The sequence below is a fragment of the Bacillus sp. LR--39 genome (assembly GCF_053613335.1).
Genome location: NZ_JBSIOT010001102.1, coordinates 1 through 629 on the forward strand (window position 1 = coordinate 1; position 629 = coordinate 629).

The following is a 629-nucleotide window of genomic DNA, read 5'->3' on the forward strand; positions in this document are numbered from 1 at the left end:
ACATAATCCAGTGCCACTTCACGGTTTGCTTCATTGATCCTTGTATATCCATACGGCATGTTCGGAAGGATGGTAATTGAGCCCGAATCAAACTGATCGTCAGCCAAATACAATACTTCAGATTCCTCAGAACTGGACATCACATTGATGGCGCACCTGTAATACGTATTCTCTTCACCGAGCATTTTGACTTGGAAATGAGGACTGTCATCATCTGTTTCCCGCTTCATGTCTAAGACTATGCCTTTTAACACGCCATATTGCTGAACAGCCATATGAATCCTCCTTTATGATCAACTTCATAGTCATAATTCGTGAAATGGTCTCTTTTTTCCTTTTAAAAAATAAAAAAGCCTGCAGAAATCTTTCTGCAAGCTCATTGTGAATTAAGCACCCGCCACAGATGATTCATCCTGTAAAGCTTTCTCGGCAGGAACATACTCATAGCCTAGATCTCTTGCTACAGCTTCATAGGTCACGTGTCCGTTTGCGGTGTTTAAACCCGCTCTCAGTGCCGCATTGTCTGCGAGCGCTTTTACTGCCCCTTTGTTCGCGATTTGCAGCGCGTATGGAACAGTAACGTTAGTCAGGGCGATTGTTGACGTACGAGGGACTGCGCCCGGCATGTT

1 protein-coding gene and 1 pseudogene are annotated in these 629 nt (G+C 44.5%); both read right to left on the reverse strand.

Features of this window, described 5'->3' with window-relative positions; translation table 11 throughout:
* Positions 1 to 275 (reverse strand): DUF2278 family protein (locus ACWHAR_RS28720; protein WP_452088651.1); only part of this gene is annotated, 275 nt, incomplete at its 3' end.
* A 111-nt stretch (positions 276 to 386) separates the two neighbouring features.
* Positions 387 to 629: pseudogene (locus ACWHAR_RS28725) on the reverse strand (alanine dehydrogenase); the annotation flags it as partial.